This window comes from Arsenicicoccus piscis, from assembly GCF_022568835.1.
GTDB lineage: Bacteria > Actinomycetota > Actinomycetes > Actinomycetales > Dermatophilaceae > Arsenicicoccus > Arsenicicoccus piscis.
Genome location: NZ_JAKZHV010000002.1, coordinates 60,004 through 79,298, shown reverse-complemented (window position 1 = coordinate 79,298; position 19,295 = coordinate 60,004). Strand labels below are relative to the sequence as shown.

The window sequence follows — 19,295 nt, the reverse complement described above, 5'->3', positions numbered from 1 at the left end:
GGCCCGCGACGTCCCGGGTGACGCGCGCCCCCGCGGCTATGGTGGGCGCGTGTATGTCAAGACCCTGACCATGAAGGGCTTCAAGTCGTTTGCCTCGGCGACGAGCTTCAAGCTCGAGCCGGGGATCACCTGTGTCGTCGGCCCCAACGGCTCGGGCAAGTCCAACGTCGTGGACGCGCTCGCCTGGGTGATGGGGGAGCAGGGGGCCAAGACCCTGCGCGGCGGCAAGATGGAGGACGTCATCTTTGCCGGCACCGCCGGGCGGCCTCCGCTCGGGCGCGCCGAGGTGTCCCTGACCATCGACAACACCGATGGCGCACTGCCGATCGACTACACCGAGGTGACGATCCGGCGCACGATGTTCCGCAACGGCGGCTCCGAGTACGCCATCAACGGCACCCCCTGCCGCCTGCTCGACGTCCAGGAGCTGCTCTCGGACTCGGGCATCGGCCGCGAGATGCACGTCATCGTCGGCCAGGGCCAGCTCGACACCATCTTGCGCGCGACGCCGGAGGAGCGCCGCGGCTTCATCGAGGAGGCCGCGGGAGTCCTCAAGCACCGCAAGCGCAAGGAGCGGGCTTTGCGCAAGCTGGACCAGATGGAGGGCAACCTCACCCGCGTCCAGGACCTCACCGGCGAGATCCGCCGCCAGCTCGGCCCGCTCGGGCGCCAGGCCGAGACCGCGCGCCGGGCCGCCGTGATCCAGGCCGACGCCCGCGACGCACGGCTGCGGCTGCTGGCCGACGACCTGGTCCAGCTCACCGCGACCGTCGAGCAGGAGGTCGCCGACGAGTCCGCGCTGCTGGCCCGCCGCGCCGAGGTCGAGACCGAGCTGCGGGCCGTCCAGACCGAGCTTGCCGCCCTGGAGCAGGCGGCAGCCGAGGCCCAGCCCGAGCTGGCCGCGGCGCAGGACCGTTGGTTCACCCTGTCCAGCCTGCGCGACCGGCTGACCGCCACCGCCAACCTGGCGGCCGAGCGGTCCCGGCTGCTCGCCGAGGACGACGGCCAGCAGACCCCCGCCGGCCGTGACCCCGATCAGCTCGCCGCCGAGGCGGCTGCCGTCCGCGAGCAGGAGCAGGCGCTGGCTGCCAAGGTCGAGCGCACCGGCGCCGAGCTCGCCGCCGCGGTCTCCGAGCGCCAGGCCGCCGAGCACGCCCATCAGGCCGAGGGCGAGCGGCTCGCCCGGCTGGTGCGGGCGGCCGCCGACCGCCGCGAGGGGCTCGCCCGCCTCGCCGGCCAGGTCGCCGCGCGCCGCTCGCGGCTGGAGGCGGCCGAGGCCGAGATCGGACGTCTCGCGGAGGCGCGGACCGCGGCCGACGACCAGGCTGCCAGCGCCGAGCGCGAGTTCGCCGAGCTGGAGGGCTCGATCGCCGTCCACGAGCAGGGCGAGGAAGGCCTGGACACAGCCTACGAGCAGGCGGAGGCCGAGCTCGAGGAGGCGACGGCCGAGGTCGAGCGCTGGCGCGAGGCGCATCGCACCGCCGAGCGCGAGCGGTCCGCCGCGCAGGCGCGGCTGGAGGCGCTGGAGCTCGGGCTGCGCCGCAAGGACGGAGCGGCCGCCCTGCTGGCGGCCGCCGAGCAGATCGACGGCGGGCGCGGCGTGCTGGGCTCGCTGGCTGCGTTGCTGCAGGTGGAGGCCGGGCACGAGACCTCGGTCGCCGCGGCCCTCGGCTGGGCCTCGGACGCCGTCGTCGTGTCCGGGGTCGGGGCGGCGCGTGACTCGCTCGCCACCTTGCGCGAGCAGGACGCCGGCCGCGCCGGGCTGCTGGTGGCAGAGACGGCGCCGACGGACGGTGGACCGTCCTGGCCCGCGCTGCCCGAGGGTGCCCGCTGGGCCGTCGACGTGGTGACCGTGTCGCCGGACGTCCGGCCCGCAGTCGTGCACCTGCTCGACCGGGTCGCCCTGGCCACCGACCTCGACCAAGCCGTAGACCTCGTCGGTCGCCGCGAGGGGATCACAGCGGTGACGCCCGACGGCGACGTCTTCGCACCCGGTTTCGTGCGCGGCGGCTCGGCGGCCGCGCCCAGCCTGATCGAGGTGCAGGCCGCGGTGGACGAGACCCGCGAGCTCGTCCAGCGGGTCGGCAGCGACGGGGAGCGGGCCGGCTTCGCCCTCGCCACCGCGTCGGCCCGGCTCGCCGAGGCCAAGGAACGGGTCGACGAGGCGCTCGACCGGCTGCACGACAACGACGCGACCATGTCGGCGGTCGCCGAACGGCTCGGAACCCTCGGCGCGCAGATGCGTTCGGCCCGTGCCGAGTCCGGGCGCGTCCGCGCCCGGATCGAGGAGGCCACGGCGGCCGTCGAGACCGACCGGGGCGAGCTCGAGGCGTTGGTCCAGCGGCTCGCCGACGCCGAGGCGCAGGGCGAGGAGGACCAGGACGAGCCGTCGACGCAGGAGCGCGACCGGTTGGCCGGCGCCGCCACCGCCGCGCGCGCCGCCGAGATCGAGCTGCGGCTCACCCTGCGCACCCGCGAGGAGCGGGTCCGGGCCCTCGGTGGTCGGGCCGCCGGCCTCGAGCGTGGGGCCCAGCAGGAACGCGCCGCCCGCGAGCAGGCCGCCGCCCGTGCCGCACGTCGTCGCCGCGAGGCCGAGCTGGCCCGCATGGTCGGCGTCGCCGCCGCTCGTGCCGTAGACCTCGTGGCCGCCTCCGTGGACCGCGCTCACGGCGCGCGGGCGGCCGGTGAGCAGGAGCGCGCCGAGCGGGACGTCCGCCTGCACGAGCTGCGCCGCCGCGCGGGGGAGCGCGGCGACGAGCTGCGCGAGCTCACCGACTCGGTCCACCGTGACGAGGTCGCCCGCACCCAGCAGCGGCTGCGGATCGAGGCGCTGCAGACCAAGGCCGTCGAGGAGCTCGGCGTCGACCCGGACGTCCTCGTCGACGAGTTCGGCCCGCACCAGCCGGTGCCGGTGCTCGAGGAGCCCAGCCAGGAAGAGCCCCGGACCGTGCCGTTCGTGCGCGAGGAGCAGGAGAAGCGCCTGCGCAAGGCCGAGCGGGGGCTCTCCGCGCTGGGCCGGGTCAACCCGCTGGCGCTGGAGGAGTTCGCCGCCCTCGAGGAGCGGCACACCTTCCTCACCGAGCAGCTGGAGGACCTGAAGCGCTCCAAGCGCGACCTGCTCGACATCGTCAAGGAGGTCGACGAGCGGGTCGAACGGGTCTTCACCGAGGCCTACCAGGACACCGAGCGGGAGTTCGAGGGTGTCTTCGCGCGGCTCTTCCCGGGCGGCGAGGGTCGGCTCGTGCTGACCGACCCGGACAACATGCTCACGACCGGCATCGACGTCGAGGCACGGCCCCCGGGCAAGAAGATCAAGCGGCTCTCGCTGCTGTCGGGCGGCGAGCGGTCGCTCGTGGCGGTGGCCCTGCTGGTGGCGATCTTCAAGGCCCGGCCGAGCCCGTTCTACATCATGGACGAGGTGGAGGCGGCGCTCGACGACGCGAACCTCGGGCGGCTCATCTCGCTCTTCGAGGAGCTGCGCGACTCGTCCCAGCTGATCGTCATCACCCACCAGAAGCGCACGATGGAGGTCGCTGACGCGCTCTACGGCGTGACCATGCGCGGCGACGGCGTGACCACCGTGGTGTCCCAGCGGCTCGCCGACGTGGACCACGAGCGGCTGGTCACGGCCTGATCACGACCCGGTCACCATCTGGGCACGCGCGGCCCGGTGGGTCGGGGACGGGCTGGGGCGCACGGGCACCCTGGGACTCATGTTGATGGTGATCCTTGGGATGCTTGTGTGCATCGCGCTGGCCCTGTTCGTCGTCGCAGCCGTGGCGGTCCCCGCCCAGCGGGACGGCGAGAGCTTCTGGACCGCGGAGGGCGAGGCGACGGTCAACCAGATCGTCGACCGCACCGGCACTGCCGTGTCCGCCGTCCGCAGCGCCACCGGCGAGGCCGTGAGCGTCGTGCGGGACAAGGTCGGCAGCTCCGCCCGCTGACCGGCTCGCAGACTGTGCCTTTGGCCGGGCCGCCGGACGGGTTGGGCAGGCCCGGGTCCGGTTTGCCACACTGGGGCCCGTGAGCCAACTCCAGGAGATCCTCCTTCTCGTCGTCGCCATCGCGGTCGTCGGCGTCGGTGCCCTCATCGGGCTCGTGCGCGGCCGAGGGGGCCGCACCAAGCAGGCACCACCGCCGCCCACCCGCACCTCGACGGACGGCCCGGCCCCCACCTGGTCGGACGTCCTCGAGCCGAAGTCACCCCCCGCCGAGACGCGCCAGGGCACCCTGCGTGACGCGACCGACGGCACGGACGGCACGGACGCCGCGGACGAGGTCGAGCTGGTCACGCCGCGCGAGACGACCGGCACCCGCATCGAGCAGCCGGAGTCGGCGCGCGGCCGGATGCGCAAGCTGCGCTCGCGGCTGGCCCGCTCCAACACGGCGTTCGGCAGGGCGCTGCTCGGCCTGCTCTCCAGCGGCAAGCTGGACGAGGAGGCCTGGGAGGAGGTCGAGGAGACGCTCCTGCTCTCCGACCTCGGCACCCAGGCGACCAGCGAGCTGATGGCCTCGCTCAAGACCCAGGTCAAGGTCGACGGCTCGTCGGCCGAGGACGAGGTGCGGACCTGGCTGCGCGAGGACCTCGTGCGCCTGGTCGACCCGACCATGGACCGCCGGATCGCGTCCTCGCGCCGGCCCACCGACGACGGCGAGGGCCGCCCGGCCGTGATCATGGTCGTCGGGGTGAACGGCACCGGCAAGACCACCACCGTCGGCAAGCTCGCCCGCGTGCTCGTCGCCGAGGACCGGGACGTGCTGCTGGGAGCGGCCGACACCTTCCGCGCGGCGGCCGCCGACCAGCTGCAGACCTGGGGCGCTCGAGTCGGTGTGCCCACCGTCCGCTCCGACCGCGAGAGCGCCGACCCCGCGGCCGTGGCGTTCGACGCCGTGAAGGCCGGGATCGAGGGCGAGGTCGACGTCGTCATACTCGACACCGCCGGTCGCCTGCACAACAAGACCAACCTGATGGACGAGCTCGGCAAGATCAAGCGGGTCGTCGAGAAGCAGTCGCCGGTCGACGAGGTGATCCTTGTTCTCGACGCGACGACCGGGCAGAACGGCCTGCGCCAGGCGGAGGTCTTCGCCCAGGAGGTCGCCATCACCGGCATCGCCCTCACCAAGCTCGACGGCACCGCCAAGGGTGGCATCGTCGTCGCCGTTCAGCGTCAGCTCGGCGTCCCCGTCAAGCTCGTCGGCCTCGGCGAGGGGCCCGACGACCTGGCGCCGTTCGACCCCGTCGCCTTCGTGGACGCCATCCTCGAGTAGATCGTCCGGACCCCACCGGGGCCGGGTCGCGGTCAGTCGGCGGTGGGCGGGGTGTCGTGCTCCGCGCCGTCGTCGTGTGCGCCCGGCTCGTTCACCGCCGCCTCGTCCGTCGAGGTGTCGGTGTCGGTAGGGCTGGCCGCCGGGACGTCGCCGGCGTCGGGGACGCGCTCGATGTCGAGCTGGACCTTGGCCACGAGGGCGGCCAGGGCACCGACGGCGGCGAGCCCCGGGGCGGCGAGGGTGACCAGGCCGCCGCCGACGACACCCAGGTTGAGCGGGATGCTCATCAGCTCCTTGCCATGCTGGTCGCGCACGATGACGCGTCGGGCGTTGCCGTCCTTGACCAGCTGGTTGACCGTCGAGACGAGCTGGTCGCCGGCCACCTCGATCCGCTCGGTGAAGCTCTTGCGGGTGTCCTGGGTGTCCTGAGGGCCCTGGCTGTCGTGGGTGTCGTGGGTCGAGTCGTTCATCGATCGCTCCTGGGTGAAGGGATGGGGTGAAGGGATGGGGTGAAGGGTAGATGGAAGAGAGGGGCCGCCATCTCGCCGACCCGGTCCCTTCACCGTAGAGCGACCCGATCCGCCCGCCCCCTCGGGGACGACCCCCACCCGGCACCCACTCGACCCTGACCCTGAGCCCGACCGGAGCTCTGCCCCCAACCTGTTGAAGAGGTCTACAGCAGGCCGGCGTCGTGGGCGCGGATGGCGATCTGCACGCGGTTCTCGGCGTCCAGCTTGGTGAGCAGGTGGGTCACGTGCGCCTTGACGGTGGCCACCGACAGGTAGAGCCGCGCGGCGATCTCCGCGTTCGTGCACCCCTCGCCGATGGCGACGGCGATCTGGCGCTCGCGGTCGCTCAGCGTCTCGACGAGGCGCACCGCGTCGGCCTTGCGGGGGTCCGGAGTGCCGGCCGCCACGGCTCCGATGAGCTGCTGGGTGATGCTCGGGCTGAGCATCGGCTCGCCCGCGTGGACGCGGAGCACGGCCTCGACGATCTGCGCCGGCGGCGTGTCCTTGAGCAGGAAGCCGCTCGCGCCGGCCCGCAGCGCCATGACGACGTGGTCGTCGGCGTCGAAGGTCGTGAGCACGATGACCTGCGGTGCCTTCGCGTCCCCGCGGGCGCCGTCCAGCAGCTGGGCCGTGGTGGTGATGCCGTCCTGGCGCGGCATCCGGATGTCCATCAGCACGATGTCGGGGCGGTGCGCCGCGACCGCGGCCACGGCCTCGATCCCGTCGGCAGCCTCGCCGACCACCTCGATCGTGGGCCGGCCGCCCAGGATGAGCCGTAGCCCGGCCCGCACCAAGGCGTCGTCGTCGACCAGCAGCACCCGGACCGAGCGGTCCTCCTCGAAGCCCTCGTGCATCCCGCGTCCCCCGTCACCTCACGGCCCCTACGGGCCTCCCGCCTGCGTCCTGCGCCAGGCTAGCGCGACCCGGGTCAGGGCATCCGCGACCGACGGCCGGCGAGGTTCGTCGACCCCTGTGTCGCGGCGGGCTGACCTGCGGGCCGCTCGGCGTCCTCGGAGGGCGGGGCGGAGCCGCCGACCGGAGCGAGCAATCGCATCAGCTCGGTGATCTCCTCGACGAGCTCGGGACCGAGCTCCCCCCAGCCGGGTTGGTAGGAGTAGCGCTCGCGCAGGCTGACCGACGCGCCCTGCCCGTCGAGCAGCTCGATGTCGTCGGCGGTGATCAGGCTGGGGTGCCACACGCCGCACGCCTCGGCCACCTTGACCAGGTCGCGGCGCACGGTGCGCAGGTAGCTCGCGAGCCGCACCGACTTCAACGTGGGGTCGATGCCCCGGGAGAGCCACGGGTCCTGGGTGGCGACCCCGACGGGGCAGCGGTCGGTGTGGCACTTCTGCGCCTGGATGCAGCCGATCGCGAGCATCGCCTCACGGGCTACGTTGACCATGTCGGCGCCCAGCGCGAAGGCGACCACGGCGTTGTCCGGCAGCCCGAGCTTGCCCGAGCCGATGAACACCACGTCGTCGGTGATGCCGCGCGCCGCGAAGGTCCCGTAGACCCGGGCGAACCCCTCGCGGAACGGCAGCGACACCGAGTCCGAGAACGTCAGGGGCGCGGCGCCCGTGCCGCCCTCGCCACCGTCGATGGTGATGAAGTCGACGCCCCGGTCCTCCTCGGCCATCCGGTTGGCGAGCTCCTCCCAGATCTCCATGTTGCCGACCGCCGACTTGACGCCGACCGGGAGCCCGGTGGCGTCGGCGATCTTCTCGATCCAGTCGAGCATCGAGTCGACGTCGGTGAACTCGCCGTGGCGCGAGGGGCTGATGCAGTCGTGGCCGACGGGGATGCCCCGGATCGCTGCGATCTCGGGCGTGACCTTCGCGGCCGGCAGCACCCCGCCGAGGCCCGGCTTGGCCCCCTGGGACAGCTTGATCTCGATGGCCCGCACCGGGTTGGCGGCGGCGGTCTCGACGAGCCGGTCGAGGTCGAACCGGCCCTGCTCGTCGCGGCAGCCGAAGTAGCCGGTGCCGATCTGCCAGATCAGGTCACCGCCGTGCTGATGGTGCTGGGACAGCCCGCCCTCACCCGTGTTGTGCATCGCCCCCGTCAGCGCCACGCCCTCGTTGATCGAGCGAATCGCGTTGGCGGACAACGATCCGAAGCTCATCGCCGACACGTTCACCACCGACTCGGGCCGGAACGCCTTCGCGCGTCCGCGGGCCCGGCCCATCACCTTGGCGCACGGCAGCGGCTCGATCTCGCCGGCGTGCGAGTGAGTCGGGGGAGTCGGTCCCGCGAACGTGCGGTGCTTGATCACGGCGTAGTTCGTCGCGCTCTCGAGGTTGTTGTCGGTGCCGAACCCGAAGTAGTTGTTGGTGCCCTTCGCCGAGGTGTAGATCCAGCGGCGCTGGTCGCGGCTGAACGGTCGCTCCTCGTCGTTGCCCGCCACGATGTACTGGCGCAGCTCGGGCCCGATCGCCTCGATCAGGTAGCGCCCGTGGCCGATCACGGGGAAGTTGCGCAGGAGGCTGTGCTTGCGTTGCAACAGGTCGTGGGCGCCGACCCCGGCGACGGCAGCGGCGGCGAGCCCAGCGGCTTTGGTGAGCGACATGCGGTCAGTGTGTGCCCGGCGGGTGCCCTGGGCAAGCAACGCCGCACCAGCGCGCCTCGCGCCCGTCTCGCCGGGTGCCCTCCCCGCAGAGTTCGTAGAGTCGGTCCATGCCGATCGTCGACCTCACGCCCGCCGCCTCGAGCCCCGCAGCAGACCCGGCCGCCTCAGCCGAATCGGCCGTCGGCACCTCGCCCGGGCTCACGGGCTACCTCGCCCGTCCGACGACGCCGGGACCGTGGCCGGGCGTCGTCGTCCTCCAGGAGGCGTGGGGCGTCGACGACGTGCTGCGCCGCCAGTGCGACCACCTCGCCTCCCTCGGCTACCTCGCGCTCGCGGCGCCTGCCCGGTCGTCGCGAGCTACGGCGGCAAGGACAGGTCGCTGCGCGGCGCGGCGGCCAAGCTCGACCACGCCCTCGACCGGCTGGGGGTCGAGCACGACGTGCGGGAGTACCCGGACGCCGGGCACTCGTTCCTCGCCGACGCCCCCAACGGACCCGCGCCGCTGCGCCCGCTCATGAAGATCATGGGCGCCGGGCCGGAGCCCGCCTCGGCCCGCGACGCCTGGGACCGCATCGAGGCGTTCTTCGACCGGCACCTGCGTCCCTAGGCCATGCGCGCGACCATGTCCGCCCATGTCCGACCAGGTCCGACCAGGCGCGCGACCACCCCGGGCACGCGCGGTGCCTGCTGCGCGGACCGGTAGACTGGTGCGGAAAACCCGACGGTAGACACGGGCGCGAGCGTGCCCGGCAGACGAGAGTGACGACTACGTGGCATCGACGAACGACCTGAAGAACGGCATGGTGCTCAACCTCGAGGGCCAGCTGTGGTCCGTGGTGGAGTTCCAGCACGTCAAGCCCGGCAAGGGCCCGGCCTTCGTGCGCACCAAGCTCAAGAACGTCCTGTCCGGCAAGGTCGTCGACAAGACCTTCAACGCCGGTGTGAAGGTCGAGACGTCCAACGTCGACAAGCGCACCATGCAGTACCTGTACAAGGACGCGACCGACTACGTCTTCATGGACGGTCAGACTTACGACCAGCTCTACGTCTCCGAGCAGCTCGTGGGTGACGCCGCGAAGTACATGCTGGAGAACCAGGAGGCGATCGTCGCCACCCACGACGGCACCCCGCTCTACGTCGAGCTGCCGGCGTCGGTCGTCCTGGAGATCACCTACACGGAGCCGGGCCTGCAGGGCGACCGCTCGACCGGTGGCACCAAGCCGGCCACCCTCGAGACCGGCGCGCAGATCAGCGTCCCGCTCTTCCTCGAGACCGGCACCAAGGTCAAGGTCGACACCCGCGACGGGTCCTACCTCGGTCGCGTCAACTGACGTGTCGGCCCGCAGCAAGGCCCGCAAGCGGGCCTTCGAGATCCTCTTCGAGGCCGAGCAGCGCGGCGTCAATGCCGTGACCCTGCTCGACGAGCGGATCCTCGACCCGCGTCGCGCGGGTCAGGAGGACCACCCGGTCGCGCCGTTCGCGGCTGACCTGGTCCGTGGCGTCGTCGCCCACTGGGCGACGATCGACGACGCGCTCGGCACCTACAGCCAGGGCTGGGCGCTGGACCGGATGCCGGCCGTGGACCGCTCGATCCTGCGGATCGGGGCCTACGAGGTGCTCTTCTCCACCGAGGTGCCCGAGGGGGTCGCGATCTCCGAGGCCGTCGCGCTCGCGCGCGAGCTGTCGACCGACGACTCGCCGACGTTCGTCAACGGGCTGCTCTCGCGCCTGCAAGAGGTCAAGCCGACCCTCGTGTGAGGGTCGGCTTGGCTGGTGGCGCCTCAGGCGGGCGGTGCCGGTGGGCCGTGGCGGCGCCACCGGCGGGCCTGCTCGACCTACTGGTTGTCCGGGATCCCGCGGCGGGCGGCGGGGTCGAGCACGCCCCAGCCCACGAGCTCGTCGGCCAGCTGGCCGGCCGAGGTGTCGTAGATCACGGCGAGGGTGCGCAGGTCCTCCTGGCGGATGGACAGCACCTTGCCGTTGTAGTCCCCGCGCTGGCTCTGGATCGTGGCGGCGTAGCGCGCGAGCGGGCCGGCGCGCTCGGCAGACACTTGCGCGAGGGCCTCGAGGTCGATGATCAGCTTGGCCGGCGCCTCGGTGGCCACGGGGACCTCCGAGTCGGGCATCAGGGCCGAGACCGGCACGCCGTAGAAGTCGGCGAGCTCGGAGAGGCGCTGCACGGTCACCGCGCGGTCGCCCCGCTCGTAGGAGCCGACCACGACCGCCTTCCACTTCCCCCCGGACCGCTCCTCCACGGCGTGCAGGGACAGCCCCTGCTGGGTGCGGATGGACCGCAGCCGCGCTCCGAGGGCCTTGGCGTAGTCGCTCGCCATGTTGTCACGTCTCCGATCGGGTCACTGTGTGTAACACCATCAAGGCTACGGAACGTCACGGTTTCAGCAAGTCAAATCGTGAAACCCTCCTGAGGATTCATCCTTAGGGCAGGACATCGGCGCACATAGTAGTTGAAACGGCGCTCTTGGTGTGGTCGGTTGATACCGACCAATACACCCAACCGGACGCATCATCTGGGACTAGTCCGCCACTTGAGTGACCACCCGGGGAAGGTCGGCAGGGGAGGCTGCGGGACGGAGCGACGGCGCGTGGACGGCCGACCGGCTGGGGCTGGGGAAGGGTCTACGATGAGGACCGCCTCGCGGATCGCGAGGAGACCGTCCTTTAAGACCCGTCCCGTGAGGCGGGGAAGGAGGGAGCGCCGTGGCGCCCACGCCAGAAGGCAAGCCCAGTCCCAACAGCGACCCTGGCCCGACGACCCCCGACGGCGAGGGCGAGGGGCGCGTCGTCCTCACCGACGCCGAGATGGCCCGGGCGCTGCGCCGGATGGCCCACGAGGTCATCGAGCGCAACAAGGGCACCGACGGCCTGGTGGTACTCGGGATCCCGCGCCGCGGCGGTCCGCTCGCCGACCGGTTGGTCGCGATGATCGAGGAGTCCGAGGGGGTGCGGCTCCCGCACGGCACCCTGGACGTCACGATGTATCGAGACGACCTGCGCGCCAAGCCGATCCGTGCGCTCGCGGGTCAGTCCATCCCGCCGAGCGGCATCGACGGCGCGACCGTGGTGCTCGTCGACGACGTGCTCTACTCCGGCCGCACGATCCGGGCGGCGCTGGACGCGCTCGCCGACCTCGGCCGCCCCACCGCCGTGCGCCTCGCGGTCCTCGTCGACCGCGGCCACCGCGAGCTGCCGATCCGCGCCGACCACGTCGGCAAGAACCTCCCCACCTCGAGCAGCGAGCGCGTCTCGGTGCGGCTCGCCGAGACCGACGGCCGCGACGAGGTCCGCATCCTGCAAGGACGTCGATGAACAAGCACCTGCTCTCCATGGCCGACCTCAGCCTCGCCGACATCGAGCTGCTGCTCGACACCGCGGTGCAGATGCAGGAGGTCCAGCACCGCGACGTCAAGAAGATCCCGACCCTGCGCGGGCGCACCGTCATCAACCTGTTCTTCGAGGACTCGACCCGCACCCGGTCCAGCTTCGAGATCGCGGGCAAGTGGATGTCGGCCGACACCATCAACATCTCCGGCAAGGGGTCGTCGACGAGCAAGGGCGAGTCGCTGCGCGACACGGTGCTCACGATCTGCGCGATGGGCGTCGACGCCCTCGTGATGCGGCACAGCGCGAGCGGCGCGGCGCACCAGGTGGCCCAGTGGGTCGACGCGGTCGTCATCAACGCCGGCGACGGCACCCACGAGCACCCCAGCCAGGCGCTGCTCGACGCCTACACGATCAAGCAGCACCACGGCCGGGTGGAGGGCCTCAAGGTCGCCATCGTCGGCGACCTGCTGCATTCGCGCGTGGTGCGCTCCAACCTGATCTCGCTGCGCACCCAGGGCGCCGACGTCACCATCGTCGCGCCGCCGACGCTGATGCCGTCGGGGATCCGCGACTGGGCGGCCAGGGACGGCTTCGCGCTGACCTACGACTTCGACGAGGCGCTCGCCGCGGGCCCGGACGTGCTGATGATGCTGCGGGTCCAGCGGGAGCGGATGAGCGGCGGGTTCTTCCCGACCGAGCGGGAGTACACCGAGGGCTACGGACTGACGCGAGACCGCCTGGCGACCTTGATGAGCCGCAACGAGCGTGCCGTCATCGCCCACCCCGGCCCGATGAACCGCGGCCTGGAGATCAGCCCCGAGGCCGCCGACGCCGCGTCCTCGGTCATCCTCGACCAGGTCTCGGCCGGGGTCGCGGTGCGGATGGCCATCCTCTACCACCTGCTCGCCGGCGAAGGGAACGTGCAGTGACGACCACCCTGATCACCGGGGCCGACCTGGCCGGGGCGGGTCGCGGCGACCTGCTCGTCGAGGACGGCGTCATCCGCGCCGCAGGCTCCGTAGACCGTCCCGCCGGCGCCACGGTCGTCGACGCCGACGGCCTGGTGGCTCTGCCGGGTCTGGTCGACCTGCACACCCACCTGCGCGAGCCGGGGCGCGAGGACGCCGAGACGATCCGCACCGGGTCGGCGGCGGCCGCCGTGGGTGGCTACACCGCCGTGCTGGCCATGGCCAACACCGAGCCCGTGACGGACACCGCCGAGGCGGCGGAGCGGATCTACGACCTCGGCCGCCGGGTGGGACTGGTCGACGTGCAGCCGGTCGGTGCGGTGTCCAAGGGCCTCGCCGGCGCCGAGCTCGCCGAGCTGGGCCTGATGGCGCGGTCCCGCGCGCGGGTGCGCGTCTTCTCCGACGACGGCCGGTGCGTCCAGGACGCGCGGCTGATGCGGCGAGCCCTGGACTACGTCAAGGCTTTTGGCGGCGTGATCTCCCAGCACTCGCAGGACTCCCAGCTGGCCGACGCCAACGCCTGCTGCCACGAGGGCGAGCTGTCCGGCCGGCTCGGGCTGCCGTCCTGGCCGGGCGTCGCCGAGGAGGTCGTCGTCGCCCGCGACGTGATGCTGGCTCGGCACACCGGGGCGCGGGTGCACGTCGCGCACGTGTCGACGGCCGGGTCGGTCGAGATCCTGCGCTGGGCCAGGGCGCAGGGCATCCCCGTCACGGCCGAGGTCACGCCCCACCACCTGATGCTGACGACCGACCTGCTCGCGGGCTACGACCCGGTCTACAAGGTCAACCCGCCGCTGCGTCCGGACGAGGACGTGCAGGTGCTGCGCGAGGCGCTCGCCGACGGCACGATCGACGTCGTCGCGACCGACCACGCCCCGCACGCGCGCAACGACAAGGAGCACGCGTTCGTCACCGCGGCGTTCGGCATGCTCGGCCTCGAGACGGCGCTGGCCGTCGTCAGCGAGGTCATGGTGCGCCCCGGGCTGATCGGTTGGTCCGACGTCGCGCGGGTCATGTCGACGACGCCCGCGACGATCGCCGGGCTCGAGGACCAGGGCCGGCCGCTGGCGGTGGGGGAGCCCGCCAACCTCACGCTCGTCGACCCGGACGCCACGGTCACCATCGACCGCGCGCGCTCGAAGTCGTTGTCCCGCAACAACCCCTGGCACGGTCGCACGCTCACCGGTGCCGTGTCGCTCACCATGCTGCGCGGCCGGGTCACGGCGCGCGACGGCGAGCTCGTCGACTGATGCTGATTCCCTCCGACCCGAACGGACCCTCGCACGTGAACCCACTCGCCTCCCGTCAACCAGCCGTGCTCGTCCTCGAGGACGGCCGCACCTTCACCGGGCAGTCCTACGGCGCCGTGGGGGAGACCGTGGGAGAGGCGGTCTTCAACACGGGCATGACGGGCTACCAGGAGACGCTGACCGACCCGTCCTACCACCGTCAGGTCGTCGTGATGACGGCGCCGCACATCGGCAACACGGGGTTCAACGACGAGGACGACGAGTCCTCGCGCATCTGGGTCGCCGGCTACGTCGTGCGTGACCCCGCCGTGCGCCCCTCGAGCTGGCGCTCGACCGGGACGCTCGAGGACGCGCTAACCGCCCAGGACGTCGTCGGCATCTGCGGCATCGACACCCGGGCACTGACCCGGCACCTGCGCGAGCGCGGCTCGATGAAGGTCGGCGTGTTCAGCGGTGCCGCGGCCGCCCGCCCGGTGGCCGAGCTGCTGTCCCAGGTGACCGAGCAGCCGGCCATGGTCGGTGCCGCGCTCGCCGCCGAGGTCAGCACCGACCAGACCTACGTCGTGCCGGCCCAGGGCGAGCGGCGGCACCGGGTCGTGGCGATGGACCTCGGCATCAAGGGGATGACCCCCGAGCTGATGGCCGAGCGCGGGATCGAGGTCCACGTGGTGCCGCAGTCGGCCACCGCGCAGGAGATCCTCGCGCTCGAGCCGGACGGCGTGTTCATGTCCAACGGGCCGGGCGACCCGGCCACCGCCACCCACGAGATCGAGGTGCTGCGCCAGGTGCTCGACGCCCGGGTGCCGTTCTTCGGCATCTGCTACGGCAACCAGATGCTCGGCCGCGCACTGGGATTCGGCACCTACAAGCTGAAGTACGGCCACCGCGGCATCAACCAGCCGGTCATGGACCGCGCGACCGGCAAGGTCGAGGTCACCGCCCACAACCACGGCTTCGCCGTGGACGCGCCGATCGACCGCGAGAGCGAGACCCACTACGGTCGGGTGCGGGTGTCGCACGTCTGCCTCAACGACGACGTGGTCGAGGGGCTGGAATGCCTTGACCTGCCTGCCTTCTCGGTCCAGTACCACCCCGAGGCCGCCGCCGGCCCGCACGACTCCGCCTACCTGTTCGACCGATTCGTCGACCTCATGAGCACCAGCAAGGGAGAGAGCGCCTGATGCCCAAGCGTTCCGACATCAGCAGCGTCCTCGTCATCGGGTCCGGGCCCATCGTCATCGGCCAGGCCTGCGAGTTCGACTACTCCGGCACCCAGGCCTGCCGGGTGCTGCGCGAGGAGGGGATCCGGGTCATCCTGGTGAACTCCAACCCGGCGACGATCATGACCGACCCCGAGTTCGCCGACGCGACCTACGTCGAGCCGATCACGCCCGAGGTCGTCGAGGCGATCATCGCCAAGGAGCGGCCCGACGCGGTGCTCGCCACCCTCGGTGGGCAGACCGCCCTCAACTGCGCGATGCAGCTCTACGAGCGGGGCGTGCTGGAGCGCTACGACTGCCCGCTGATCGGCGCCAACGTCGAGGCGATCCAGCTCGGGGAGGACCGCGAGCGGTTCAAGGGCGTCGTCGAGCGCTGCGGCGCCGAGTCGGCGCGCTCGCTCATCTGCCACACGATGGACGAGTGCCTCTCTGCCGCAAACGATCTCGGCTACCCGGTCGTGGTGCGTCCGTCGTTCACCATGGGTGGCCTCGGCTCCGGCTTCGCCCACGACGAGGAGGAGCTGCGGCGGATCGCCGGAGCCGGCCTGTTCGCGTCGCCGACCACCGAGGTGCTCCTCGAGGAGTCCATCCTGGGGTGGAAGGAGTACGAGCTGGAGGTCATGCGCGACCACGCCGACAACGTGGTCGTGGTCTGCTCCATCGAGAACTTCGACCCGATGGGTGTGCACACCGGCGACTCCATCACGGTCGCTCCCGCGCTGACCCTGACCGACCGTGAGTACCAGCGGCTGCGCGACATCGGCATCGCCGTGATCCGCGAGGTGGGTGTCGACACCGGCGGCTGCAACATCCAGTTCGCGGTGAACCCCGAGGACGGGCGCATCATCGTCATCGAGATGAACCCGCGCGTGTCCCGGTCGTCGGCCCTGGCGTCCAAGGCCACCGGCTTCCCGATCGCCAAGATCGCCGCCAAGATGGCCATCGGCTACACCCTCGACGAGGTGCCGAACGACATCACCAAGGAGACCCCGGCGTCGTTCGAGCCGACCCTCGACTACATCGTCGTCAAGGTGCCGCGGTTCGCCTTCGAGAAGTTCCCGCTCGCCGACAGCACGCTCACCACGACCATGAAGTCGGTCGGTGAGGCGATGGCGATCGGCCGCAGCTTCACCGAGGCGCTGCAGAAGGCGCTGCGGTCTCTGGAGCGCAGCGACTCGGCCTTCCACTGGCGCGGTGCCACCCCCACCCAGGAGGAGGGGCGCGAGCTGCTGGCTCAGGCCCAGCGGCCGACCGACGGACGAATCGTGCTGTTGCAGCAGGCACTTCGCTCCGGCCTCAGTGTCGAGGAGGTGCACGAGGTCACCAAGATCGACCCGTGGTTCCTCGACCAGATCGCGCTGATCAACGAGGTCGCCGAGCTCGTCGCGGCGGCCCCGTCGCTCGACCCCCAGCTGCTGCGTCTCGCCAAGCGGCACGGCTTCTCCGACGCCCAGCTGGCGCAGCTGGCCGGGATGAGCGAGCCGGTGGTCCGAGGGGTGCGGCAGGCGCTCGGTGTGCGGCCGGTCTACAAGACGGTGGACACGTGTGCCGCGGAGTTCGCCGCGCAGACGCCCTACCACTACTCGACCTACGACGAGGAGACCGAGGTCGCCCCGCGCGAGCGCCCCGCCGTCCTCATCCTCGGCTCCGGGCCGAACCGCATCGGCCAGGGCGTGGAGTTCGACTACTCCTGCGTGCACGCGTCGTTCGCGTTGCGCGACAAGGGATTCGACACCGTCATGGTCAACTGCAACCCCGAGACGGTGTCCACCGACTACGACACCAGCAGCCGGCTCTACTTCGAGCCGCTGACGCTCGAGGACGTGCTGGAGGTCTACCACGCGGAGGCCGCGGCGGGCCCGGTGGCGGGCGTGGTCGTGCAGCTCGGTGGGCAGACCCCGCTCGGGCTCGCCCAGGCGCTCAAGGACGAGGGGCTGCCGATCGTCGGCACCAGCCCCGAGGCCATCCACCTCGCCGAGGACCGCGGCGCGTTCGGTCACGTCCTCGCGACGGCCGGGCTGCCCGCCCCGAAGTACGGCACCGCCACGTCCGTCGACGAGGCGCTCGAGATCGCCCGTGGCATCGGCTATCCCGTGCTGGTGCGCCCGTCCTACGTGCTCGGCGGTCGGGGCATGCAGATCGTCTACAACGACGACTCGCTGCGCGAGTACGTGGCCAAGGCCACCCTCGCCTCGCCCGACCACCCGATCCTCATCGACCGCTTCCTCGACGACGCGATCGAGATCGACGTCGACGCGCTCTACGACGGCGAGGACCTCTACATCGGCGCGATCATGGAGCACATCGAGGAGGCCGGCATCCACTCCGGCGACTCGGCGTGCGTCCTCCCGCCGGTCACCCTCGGACGGGCCGAGGTAGGGCGGGTGCGCGAGTCCACCCGCAAGCTCGCCGAGGGCATCGGGGTGCGGGGGCTGATGAACGTCCAGTTCGCGCTCGCCCAGGACATCCTCTACGTGCTCGAGGCCAATCCCCGCGCCAGCCGAACGGTTCCGTTCGTCGCCAAGGCGACCGGCGTGCAGATCTCCAAAGCCGCGAGCCGGATCATGCTGGGGGAGAGCATCGCCGACCTGCGCCGCGACGGCCTGCTGCCCGCCGAGGGGGACGGCACCACCCTGCCGCCCGACGCGGCGACGTGCGTCAAGGAGGCGGTCCTGCCGTTCAAGCGCTTCCTCACCCAGGAGGGCGAGGTCGTCGACAGCCTGCTCGGCCCCGAGATGCGCTCGACCGGCGAGGTCATGGGCCTGGACACCGACTTCGGGTCGGCGTTCGCCAAGAGCCAGCTCGGCGCCTACGGCGGGCTGCCCAACGACGGCACCGTCTTCGTCTCGGTCGCCAACCGGCACAAGCGGGCGATGATCTTCCCGGTGAAGCGGCTGGCCGACCTCGGGTTCCGGCTGATGGCCACCGAGGGCACCGCCGACGTCCTACGCCGCAACGGGGTTCGCGCCGAGGTCGTGCGCAAGCACAGCACCGGTCGTGGCCCGGACGGCGAGCCGACGGTGGTCGACCTGATCTACGACAACCAGGTCGACATGGTCGTCAACACCCCGGAGAGCCAGGAGGCCCGTGCCGACGGCTACGCCATCCGCGCGTCCACGACGGCGATGGACAAGCCGATCATCACGACCGTGCAGGAGCTCGCGGCAGCCGTCCAGGGCATCGAGGCGCAGCGCGCCGGCACGCTGCGGGTGATGTCGCTGCAGGAGCACGCCGAGCAGCTGCGCGCGGGTCGGGCGAGCTGATGGGTGCCGCCCAGCCCTTCGGTCCCCGGCTCGCCGCCGCGATGGCCGAGCACGGCCCGCTCTGCGTCGGCATCGACCCGCACGCCGGGCTGCTGGGCGCCTGGGGGCTGCCCGACTCGGTCGAGGGGCTCGAGCGGTTCGCCGCCACCTGCGTCGAGGCGTTCGGCGGTCAGGTCGCGTGCGTCAAGCCGCAGTCGGCGTTCTTCGAGCGGTTCGGGTCGCGCGGGGTCGCGGTGCTCGAGGCGACGCTCGCGGGGCTGCGGGACGCCGGCACGCTCAGCCTGCTCGACGTCAAGCGCGGCGACATCGGCTCCACCATGGGCGCCTACGCGGACGCCTACCTCGACGAGGCCTCGCCGCTGCGCGCCGACGCGATCACCGTGAGCCCCTACCTGGGCTACGGCTCGCTGCGGCCGGCCCTCGACCTCGCCGCGGCGACCGGGCGGGGAGTGTTCGTCCTCACCCTCACCTCCAACCCCGAGGGCGCGGCGGTGCAGCACGCCCGGAGCGGGGGGTCTACCGGAGCCGGCTCGGTGGCCGGGGGAGTCGTGGCGGGAGCGACCGTCGACAACGCCCCGGCCCGCGCCCGCGGCGAGCTCGGCAGCGTCGGGCTCGTCGTGGGGGCGACCGTCGGGTCGGCCGTGTCCGACCTCGACCTGGACCTCGCGGCGATGGGCGGCCCGCTGCTCGCTCCCGGCTTCGGCGCCCAGGGGGGCACGGGCGAGGACCTCCGCCGGGTGTTCGGCCCGGCGCTCGGCCAGGTGCTGGTGTCCTCGAGCCGGGAGGTGCTCGGCGCCGGACCGGACGTGGCGGCGCTGCGCTCGACCGCCCGTGCGACGGCCGACGCCGTGCCCAGGAGCCGGACCCTACCCAGCAGTAGTTGAAGCTGAAAGGGCTTGCGGGCGTGGA

At 72.1% G+C, this 19,295-nt stretch carries 16 protein-coding genes and 1 pseudogene; 13 read left to right on the top strand and 4 right to left on the bottom strand.

Annotated elements, in window-relative coordinates; all coding sequences use genetic code 11:
• Positions 1-49: 49 nt before the first annotated feature.
• From smc to ftsY, 3 genes are all read left to right on the top strand, one after another.
• Positions 50-3,634 (top strand): chromosome segregation protein SMC, encoded by a 3,585-nt coding sequence (gene smc / locus MM440_RS03355; protein ID WP_241441861.1) that lies wholly within the window; start codon positions 50-52, stop codon positions 3,632-3,634.
• A gap of 79 nt (positions 3,635-3,713) precedes the next feature.
• On the top strand, positions 3,714-3,944 hold the full coding sequence (locus tag MM440_RS03350; RefSeq protein WP_241441859.1) for a hypothetical protein: 231 nt from the start codon (positions 3,714-3,716) through the stop codon (positions 3,942-3,944).
• Positions 3,945-4,014: 70 nt separating this feature from the next.
• The gene (ftsY, locus tag MM440_RS03345) at positions 4,015-5,268 is read left to right on the top strand and encodes a signal recognition particle-docking protein FtsY (RefSeq protein WP_241443341.1); all 1,254 of its coding nucleotides are present in this window, start codon (positions 4,015-4,017) and stop codon (positions 5,266-5,268) included.
• Between the two features lie 32 nt (positions 5,269-5,300).
• Here the strand turns inward: ftsY and MM440_RS03340 are convergent, their stop codons facing one another.
• From MM440_RS03340 to MM440_RS03330, 3 genes are all read right to left on the bottom strand, one after another.
• Entirely contained in the window at positions 5,301-5,738 is a 438-nt protein-coding gene (locus tag MM440_RS03340; protein WP_241441858.1) for a DUF4342 domain-containing protein, read from the bottom strand.
• Between the two features lie 203 nt (positions 5,739-5,941).
• Positions 5,942-6,631: a response regulator gene (locus MM440_RS03335; RefSeq protein WP_241441857.1), complete on the bottom strand. Its 690-nt coding sequence runs from the start codon at positions 6,629-6,631 to the stop codon at positions 5,942-5,944.
• Between the two features lie 74 nt (positions 6,632-6,705).
• The gene (locus tag MM440_RS03330; protein WP_241441856.1) at positions 6,706-8,343 is read right to left on the bottom strand and encodes an FMN-binding glutamate synthase family protein; all 1,638 of its coding nucleotides are present in this window, start codon (positions 8,341-8,343) and stop codon (positions 6,706-6,708) included.
• A 107-nt stretch (positions 8,344-8,450) separates the two neighbouring features.
• Here MM440_RS03330 and MM440_RS17240 point away from each other — a divergent pair.
• From MM440_RS17240 to nusB, 4 genes and pseudogenes are all read left to right on the top strand, one after another.
• Positions 8,451-8,621: pseudogene (locus MM440_RS17240) on the top strand (dienelactone hydrolase family protein); the annotation flags it as partial.
• Positions 8,622-8,638: 17 nt separating this feature from the next.
• Positions 8,639-8,950, top strand: coding sequence for a dienelactone hydrolase family protein (locus MM440_RS17235; RefSeq protein WP_338155600.1), 312 nt, complete (start codon positions 8,639-8,641; stop codon positions 8,948-8,950).
• A gap of 163 nt (positions 8,951-9,113) precedes the next feature.
• On the top strand, positions 9,114-9,674 hold the full coding sequence (gene efp / locus MM440_RS03320) for an elongation factor P (RefSeq protein WP_241441855.1): 561 nt from the start codon (positions 9,114-9,116) through the stop codon (positions 9,672-9,674).
• Position 9,675: 1 nt separating this feature from the next.
• Positions 9,676-10,101, top strand: a complete 426-nt coding sequence (gene nusB, locus MM440_RS03315; RefSeq protein ID WP_241441853.1) for a transcription antitermination factor NusB — start codon at positions 9,676-9,678, stop codon at positions 10,099-10,101.
• Between the two features lie 77 nt (positions 10,102-10,178).
• Here nusB and bldD read toward each other — a convergent pair whose 3' ends face one another.
• Positions 10,179-10,676: a transcriptional regulator BldD gene (bldD, locus tag MM440_RS03310; RefSeq protein WP_241441851.1), complete on the bottom strand. Its 498-nt coding sequence runs from the start codon at positions 10,674-10,676 to the stop codon at positions 10,179-10,181.
• A 385-nt stretch (positions 10,677-11,061) separates the two neighbouring features.
• Here bldD and pyrR point away from each other — a divergent pair, with 385 nt between their 5' ends.
• The 6 genes from pyrR to pyrF are packed head-to-tail and all read left to right on the top strand — an operon-like array spanning position 11,062 to position 19,270.
• Positions 11,062-11,670, top strand: a complete 609-nt coding sequence (pyrR, locus tag MM440_RS03305; RefSeq protein WP_420914125.1) for a bifunctional pyr operon transcriptional regulator/uracil phosphoribosyltransferase PyrR — start codon at positions 11,062-11,064, stop codon at positions 11,668-11,670.
• Positions 11,667-12,614: an aspartate carbamoyltransferase catalytic subunit gene (locus MM440_RS03300; protein WP_241441849.1), complete on the top strand. Its 948-nt coding sequence runs from the start codon at positions 11,667-11,669 to the stop codon at positions 12,612-12,614. The genes pyrR and MM440_RS03300 overlap by 4 nt, the downstream gene beginning before the upstream one ends.
• Positions 12,611-13,903, top strand: a complete 1,293-nt coding sequence (locus MM440_RS03295) for a dihydroorotase (RefSeq protein ID WP_241441847.1) — start codon at positions 12,611-12,613, stop codon at positions 13,901-13,903. Before MM440_RS03300 ends, MM440_RS03295 begins: the two co-directional genes overlap by 4 nt.
• A complete protein-coding gene (gene carA, locus MM440_RS03290; RefSeq protein WP_284284265.1) occupies positions 13,903-15,084 on the top strand; it encodes a glutamine-hydrolyzing carbamoyl-phosphate synthase small subunit in 1,182 nt (393 codons plus the stop codon). The genes MM440_RS03295 and carA overlap by 1 nt, the downstream gene beginning before the upstream one ends.
• Entirely contained in the window at positions 15,084-18,386 is a 3,303-nt protein-coding gene (gene carB, locus MM440_RS03285; protein ID WP_241441843.1) for a carbamoyl-phosphate synthase large subunit, read from the top strand. The genes carA and carB overlap by 1 nt, the downstream gene beginning before the upstream one ends.
• The gene (gene pyrF, locus MM440_RS03280; protein WP_241441842.1) at positions 18,386-19,270 is read left to right on the top strand and encodes an orotidine-5'-phosphate decarboxylase; all 885 of its coding nucleotides are present in this window, start codon (positions 18,386-18,388) and stop codon (positions 19,268-19,270) included. The genes carB and pyrF overlap by 1 nt, the downstream gene beginning before the upstream one ends.
• Positions 19,271-19,295 lie beyond the last annotated feature (25 nt).